At 71.0% G+C, this 6,627-nt stretch carries 5 protein-coding genes and 1 pseudogene; 3 read left to right on the top strand and 3 right to left on the bottom strand.

Annotation, left to right across the window (positions count from 1 at the left end):
- Positions 1 to 652: pseudogene (locus tag PSH25_RS14080) on the top strand (DivIVA domain-containing protein); the annotation flags it as partial.
- A gap of 85 nt (positions 653 to 737) precedes the next feature.
- Here the strand turns inward: PSH25_RS14080 and PSH25_RS14075 are convergent.
- Positions 738 to 959 carry a DUF2631 domain-containing protein gene (locus tag PSH25_RS14075; RefSeq protein ID WP_036391268.1) on the bottom strand — a complete coding sequence of 74 codons (222 nt, stop codon included), beginning with the start codon at positions 957 to 959 and terminating at the stop codon, positions 738 to 740.
- A gap of 197 nt (positions 960 to 1,156) precedes the next feature.
- Here PSH25_RS14075 and PSH25_RS14070 point away from each other — a divergent pair, with 197 nt between their 5' ends.
- Complete coding sequence (locus PSH25_RS14070; RefSeq protein WP_238659525.1) at positions 1,157 to 2,737, top strand: Rieske 2Fe-2S domain-containing protein; 1,581 nt, start codon at positions 1,157 to 1,159, stop codon at positions 2,735 to 2,737.
- 132 nt (positions 2,738 to 2,869) lie between these two features.
- Here PSH25_RS14070 and PSH25_RS14065 read toward each other — a convergent pair whose 3' ends face one another.
- Together PSH25_RS14065 and PSH25_RS14060 are read right to left on the bottom strand one after the other, a co-directional pair.
- Positions 2,870 to 4,465 carry a phytoene desaturase family protein gene (locus tag PSH25_RS14065; protein ID WP_238659524.1) on the bottom strand — a complete coding sequence of 532 codons (1,596 nt, stop codon included), beginning with the start codon at positions 4,463 to 4,465 and terminating at the stop codon, positions 2,870 to 2,872.
- A 160-nt stretch (positions 4,466 to 4,625) separates the two neighbouring features.
- Positions 4,626 to 5,468 (bottom strand): YhjD/YihY/BrkB family envelope integrity protein, encoded by an 843-nt coding sequence (locus tag PSH25_RS14060; protein WP_238659523.1) that lies wholly within the window; start codon positions 5,466 to 5,468, stop codon positions 4,626 to 4,628.
- A gap of 51 nt (positions 5,469 to 5,519) precedes the next feature.
- Between PSH25_RS14060 and PSH25_RS14055 the strand changes: the two genes are divergently transcribed.
- A complete protein-coding gene (locus PSH25_RS14055; protein ID WP_238659522.1) occupies positions 5,520 to 6,071 on the top strand; it encodes a GNAT family N-acetyltransferase in 552 nt (183 codons plus the stop codon).
- The last annotated feature ends 556 nt before the right edge of the window (positions 6,072 to 6,627 follow it).

The raw sequence follows: 6,627 nt of genomic DNA, 5'->3' as shown, positions 1-6,627 counted from the left end.
CCACGGCATGCCGCAGCGCGGCCTGCCCCCCGGCCCCAGTGGGTACGGCCCCCCGGACGACCAGCGCTCACCCGGTGGGTACGGCCCGGATGACCAGCGCGGCGGGTACGGCCCCGACGACCAGCGGGCGCCCGGCGGTTATCCGCCGCCGCCGGAGGAGCCGCGCTTCGACGGCTTCGAGGCCGGGCGGCACGGTCGCGCCGACATGACGGCCGAGATCCGGATGCCGGAGCGGGACCCGCGCGACATGCGCCGTGGTCCGGCCGGTCCGCCTCCGCTGCCGCAGCAGGGCATGGGTGGTCCGCCGATGGCCGGTCCGCCCGCGGTGGCCGGCCCGCCGATGGGTGGCCCGCCCATGGGTGGTCCCCCGATGGGTGGCCCGCCGATGGCCGGTCCGCCCGGCAGCGACCTGTACCGGGTCGACCAGATCCGCCGCAGCTTCCAGGTGCGCCGGTTCGGCAGCGGGTACGACCCCGACCAGGTGGACCGGTTCTTCGAGACGCTGCTCGGTGGCATGCAGCGCCGCAACCCGATGCCGGTCGACCCGAAGGACCTGGACACGCTCCGGTTCGGCCTGGTGCCGGGTGGCTACTTCGAGGCCGAGGTCGACGCCGCGCTCAAGGACGTGCAGGACATTCTCTTCGGGCGCTGACCCCGACGCGTACGGACGAGGGCCCGTCCCCCGGGTGGGGGCGGGCCCTCGGCGTTCTCGGCCGGTCGTCCGGCGGTGGGTCGGGTCAGGAGCGCAGACCGTTGCGGCGCAGCACGACGTCGCCGATCACGATGATCAGCAGCAGCGCGGCCAGGCCGATCAGCCAGATGTCCTCGACCCTGCCCTCGTGGTTGCCGCAGATCATCGCCAGCAGCGCCAGTGCGGACAGCACGGCGCCGATCTGCCCGGCCTTGCGGTGCCCGGGCTTGTGCTGGTCTGGCGACGTTACCGGCTCGCTTCCTGCCACTGTCGGTCCTTCCCTCGCGATCGGATCTTTGGTTAGTCTGGCACGCCTCGTACGCGGCGCGGTGGGGTGGGGGTTTCCTGGCCGTCGGCCCTGCCCACCTGGGCTGGACGGCACTACCGGCGTCGCGGGGCGGCGGTCAGACTCGCTCCGGTAGCGTTTGGCGTACACCTGATTGTCTGTTTGAGGGGGACTGTGCGGTGCGAGTGACCGGAACCGGGCACGCCAGCATGCGGATCGACACGGCCGCGGGCAGCATCCTGTGCGACCCGTGGGTCAATCCGGCCTACTTCGCGTCGTGGTTCCCGTTTCCGGACAATTCATTGCTGGACTGGGAGAGCCTGGGGCAGGTCGACTACCTGTACGTCTCCCACCTGCACCGGGACCACTTCGACGCGAAGCACCTGCGGGAGTTCGTCTCGAAGGACGCCACGGTCCTGCTCCCCGAGTTCCCGACCTCGGAGATGGAGGACGAGTTCCGGGCGCTGGGCTTCACCAAGTTCCTGAAGGCGCCCAACGAGCAGGTGGTGGAGCTGCCCGGCGGCCTGAAGATCATGATTCAGGCGTTGACCAGCCCGACCGACGGGCCGATCGGCGACTCCTCGCTCTGGGTCGAGTACGAGGGTGTGCGGCTGCTCAACCAGAACGACGCCCGCCCCACCGACCTGAGCGTCTTCGCCGAGCTGGGGCACGTGCACGCGCACCTGCTCCAGTTCTCCGGCGCGATCTGGTACCCGATGGTCTACGAGCTGCCGCAGGCGGCGAAGACCGCGTTCGGCAAGCAGAAGCGTGACCGGCAGTTCGACCGGACCTGGCGGTACATCGACGACCTGAAGGCGTCGCACGTCTTCCCGATCGCCGGCCCGCCGTGCTTCCTCGACGACGCCCTGTGGCAGTTCAACGACATCCACGGCGACGAGGGCAACATTTTTCCCGACCAGTCCGTGTTCCTGTCGGAGTACGCCAAGGTCGGCGGCACCAACGGGATCGTGCTGCTGCCGGGCAGCGTCGCCGAGGTCACCACCGAGGGCGCGAGCACCACCCACCCGGTGCCGGTGGAGGAGTTCTTCGCGAACAAGGTCGCGCACCTGGAGGAGATGCGGGAGCGCAAGCGCCCGATCATCGAGGCGGAGAAGGCGTCCTGGCGGCACCCCGAGGTGGACGTGCTCGGCGAGATGAAGCGCCGGATCGAGCCACTGCTCGACGAGTCGATCTACCTGGCCAAGGGGGTCGGCGGCCCGGTCCGGTTCGACCTGGTGGGCTACGACGGCGAGAGCGTCGAGTCGATCGTGGTGGACTTCCCCGGAAAGGAGGTCCGGCCGTACGCGGACGAGAAGGTGCGCTACCGGTTCCGGACCGAGCGGTCGCTGATCGAGCACCTGCTCTTCATCGACGAGGTGGACTGGGTCAACTCGCTCTTCCTGTCCTGCCGGTTCTCGGCGGCCCGGATCGGCCAGTACAACGAGTTCGTCTACGCGTTCTTCAAGTGCCTCTCCGAGGAGCGGCTCCAGTACGCCGAGGGCTGGTACGACGAGCACGAACGCAGCACCGACGCCGAGGACATCACGCTGGGCGACTGGGTGGTGCAGCGGCGCTGCCCGCACCTGAAGGCGGACCTGACCCGCTTCGGCATCGTCGACGGTGACCAGCTCACCTGCCAGCTGCACGGCTGGCGCTTCGACCTGCCCAGCGGTCGCTGCCTCACCAGCGTGGGCCACAAGGTCCGCGCGCACCGCGTGGACGCGGAGACCCCCGCCCCGGCCGGCGAGGCCGTGATCTGACAGTTCCTCGAAGCGCGTCGATCATGGAGTTGTGGTGGCTAACAAAAGCCGCCCCGTGTCTCAAAGCGGGCACCACGAGTCCATGATCAACGCGGTGAGGGGGCCCGCGCGGGGTGAAACTGCGGGGGCTGCTCAGCTCGCCAGGTCGGACAGGATCCGGCGGGCGGCGTTGTGGCCGGCGGCGCCGATGACACTGCCGGCCGGGTGGCAGCCGGCGCTGCCGGCGTACACGCCGTCGACGCCGGTAGCGTAGGGCATCCGGTCGGTGAACGAGACGGTGTTGTCCACGTGGTGGATGTGCCCGCCGGTGATGCCGAAGTGCTCCTCGATGCCGGGCGGCGGCAGCGGCACCGCGTCGGCGATCAGGTCGGCGGTGCCGGGGGCGTACCGCTCGACGATCCCGATCAGCCGGTCGACGTAGCCGGGCAGTTCCGCGTCCCAGGTGGTGCCGGCCAGCTGGTAGGGAACGGACTGGACGAAGAGCGCCGACGAGTGGTGCCCGGCCGCGTCGGAGAGCGACGGGTCGACGGTGGTGTGCAGGTACCACTCGATGGTGGGCTCCGCCGGCAGGAGCCCGGCCTGCACGTCCGCCCACATCGCGCGCAGCGCGGTCATCGGCGAGGCCGCGGCCTCGCCGACAAGCGACGCCGACCCGGGCAGCAGGTGGATGGTCGAGCCGAACGGGCTCGGCGTACCGTCCGGCAGGCAGGAGAACCGGGGCAGCCCGGTGAGCGCCAGGTTGAGCTTGAGGGTGGTGCCGGGCCGGCGGACCGCCGCCATCCGTTCGCCCAGCCGCGCCGGCAGCGCGCCGTCGGGCAACAGGTCCATCAGCCGGTACGGGTCACACGCGCCGAGCACCACCCGGGCGGCGACCTCCCGACCGTCGGCCAGCACCACTCCGCTCGCCGCGCCGCCGTCCAGGGTCACCGCCCGCACCGGCGTACCGGTCCGGATCGTCGCCCCGGCGGCGCGTGCGGCCTCGGCGAACGTCCGGGAGACCGTGCCCATCCCGCCCTCGGCGATCATCCAGGTGCCGCCGGAGCCGGGCAGCCGGCACATGTTGTGCACGAGGAAGTTGTGGCCGGTGCCGGGGTCGTCCGGGCCGGCGTTGAGCCCGGACAGGCCGTCGGTGACCGCGTACATGCTGACCAGCAGCTCGGAGCGGAACTCGAACCGGGCCAGGTAGTCGGCGACGGAGCCCTGCACGAGGTCGACGAAGACCTGGCGCAGCGCCGGGCGGACGTGCCGCTCGGCGGTCTCCTGGACGCTCAACGGTTCGGCCAGCCAGGCCGGGGCGAGGTCTTCCCGCAGCGCGGCCAGCTCGGCCTGCATGGCATCGTCGGCGGCCACGTCGGCGGCGGAGAAGAACTCGGTGAGCTGCGCCCGGGTGGCGGCGGTGTCACTGCCGAAGAGCAGGTACGGCGAGCCGAGGCCACCCGGGGTGGGCAGGAAGTAGTGCGGGTCGCGGCGTAGCACCGGGATCCGTACGTCGAGCGTGGCGAGCAGCTCCGGGGGCATGAGCCCGAGCAGGTACGACCCGGTGGAGTGGCGCAGCCCCGGCACCTTCGGGAACGGGTTCTCGGTGCGGGTCGCGCCGCCGATCACGTCCGCGGCCTCCAGCACGAGGACGTCCAGGCCGGCCCGGGCCAGCAGGACCGCGGATACCAGACCGTTGTGCCCGGCACCGACGATCACGACGTCGGCGCGGGCCGGAATCTCACTGCTCATGCCGCGGCAGCCTAGTCCGCCCCGCCAACCCGGTCACCCCTTCCACCACCACCCCACCCCTCCCCACCCCCACCCGGCGCCCCCGCCCTGGCCTGCGGTGATCATGAAGTTATTGCCAGGACACGCCGGGGCGAGTGGCAATAACTTCATGATCAACGCGCTAGGGGGTGGGGGTGGGGGTGGTCTGGGCGCGCCAGCGGGAGAGGGCCAGGGTGGCGGAGTAGCCGGCCAGGACGATCACGTGGAACAGGTAGAGCCAGAGGAGGACGGCCACGCCGGCGCCGATCTCGTCGAAGCCGCCGAAGGGCACTCCCAGGTCCAGCGGGAGCGAGGCGAAGAGCACGAAGCCGTGCAGGAAGCCGGAGAGGTTCGCCGCGGTGAACGACCCGATCCCGAGGGTGGAGAGCCAGTCCGGTGAGGCCGGCCCGACGACCCGGAACACCCACACCAGCACCGGCGTGAGCACCAGCCAGACCGCCAGGAACGACAGCACCACGCCGAGCGCACCGAGCCACCCGCCCTGGCGTACGAGGCGGGTGGTGAGCGGGAGCGCCAGCAGGATCGACAGCAGCAGCGCGGGGGCCGGCGCGAGCAGTGGCAGCAGCAGGAGCCGGCCCCGCCAGCCGACCAGGTGCTCGTCGGAGCGGGGCGCGGCCACCGAGACGAACGCCCGCCGCAGGCCCTCGCCGTACAGCGAGGCGGGCAACAGGGAGGCCAGCGCCAGCAGCGGGGTCAACCCCACCCCGGCGTCGACCAGCGCCTCCACCGCCCGGGGCGCGCCGATCGCGGTGGGCAGGGCCTCCACGGCGTACGAGGTGAGTCGGCGTACCCGGTCGGCCCCGGCCACCAGTGCGGTGAGCCAGATCGCCAGCAGGGCGACCGGCACCACGGCGATCGCCCCGTAGAAGGTGATCGCGGCGGCGTGCAGCGACAGGTCCCGTCCGCGCACCGGACGGAACGCGGCACTGGTGATCCGTTTCGCGCGCTGCCATCCGTTGCCCATCGGGTCCTCCTTCCCTGTCGTCGGGGCCGCCACTCCTTAAGATCGCCGGTCATGACTGTTCTCACCACCGAACGCCTGATCCTGCGCGATTGGACCGACGATCCGGCCGACCTGGCCCGGATCTACGACATCTACTCGCGTCCCGAGATCAGTCGATATCTGGGCCTGGCGTCGGGTCTGCCAATGACCACCCCGGCCCAGGCCGTTGAGCGGCTGCGGATCTGGCAGGAGCGGCATGCCGCCGACGGCGGCCGGTACGGCACCTGGGCGATCGAGGTCCGCGAGACGGGTCAGGTGGTGGGCACCGTGTTGCTCAAGCCGTTGCCGGGGCGCGACGAGTCGCGCCGGACCGACGACATCGAGGTGGGCTGGCACCTGCACCCGGACGCGTGGGGTCACGGCTACGCCACCGAGGCGGCCCGCGTGGCGGTAGCCCGGGAGTTCGCCTCCGGCACCCGGGAGATCTACGCGGTCGTGTCGCCGGACAACGAGCCGTCGATGGCGGTCGCTCGGAGGCTGGGCATGACACACGTGGGCCAGCGCACGGACTGGTACGGCGGGGAGCTGCTGGAGACGTTCGTGCTGACGGCGCCAGATGCCTGATCGTTACCGCACGACCTGACGCAAGATCCGCGCAACTTCGGGGAAGGTGTGGCCTCCAGTCGTCGGGAGGCGGCACCTTCCCCGCATTTGTGGGCAGGTCAGCGGGGACGGAGGCCGTCAGGGCAGACATGTCCGTCAATAGTCACGATGGTCGAAGTGTTGACGCTCCCGTAGCACGTCAGTAACCTTTGGCCAAAGTAGCGCAAGATTTTGACAAAGGTGTGCACGGTTCTGTGCACACTCTCGGAAGATTCAACGGGCCTCCTGGGGAGGCCCGTTGATGGTCGTACCCATCTGGTGTTTCCAGGACGAGCGGTGCCCCCACGCCGCCCGTAACGCCCGTCTCTCTCGACACCGGCCCTCGCGCATCGGCCGGCGCTGCACCGCCGCACCCCCACCCCCGTGGTCACAGCCACCGCGGCAACCGTCCCCCGACGACAAGGACAGTGATGAGACGAACGAATCTGTTCAGGATGGTGGCGGCCACGGCCGCCGCCGCGCTGATCGCCACGGCCGGGGCGACCGCCGTCGCGAACCCGGCCGCCGCCGCCCGCCC

The sequence above is a fragment of the Micromonospora foliorum genome (genome assembly GCF_022229015.1).
In the GTDB taxonomy this organism is placed as follows: Bacteria; Actinomycetota; Actinomycetes; order Mycobacteriales; family Micromonosporaceae; genus Micromonospora; species Micromonospora foliorum.
Note: the sequence above shows the minus strand (reverse complement) of the source record. Positions and strands in the feature narration are given on the sequence as shown.

Bases quoted from the DNA above. Each gene is read 5' to 3' on its own strand.
- PSH25_RS14060 (WP_238659523.1), bottom strand. From the start codon at position 5,468: ATGGGCAACGGATGGCAGCGCGCGAAACGGATCACCAGTGCCGCGTTC.
- PSH25_RS14055 (WP_238659522.1), top strand. From the start codon at position 5,520: ATGACTGTTCTCACCACCGAACGCCTGATCCTGCGCGATTGGACCGAC.
- PSH25_RS14065 (WP_238659524.1), bottom strand. From the start codon at position 4,465: ATGAGCAGTGAGATTCCGGCCCGCGCCGACGTCGTGATCGTCGGTGCC.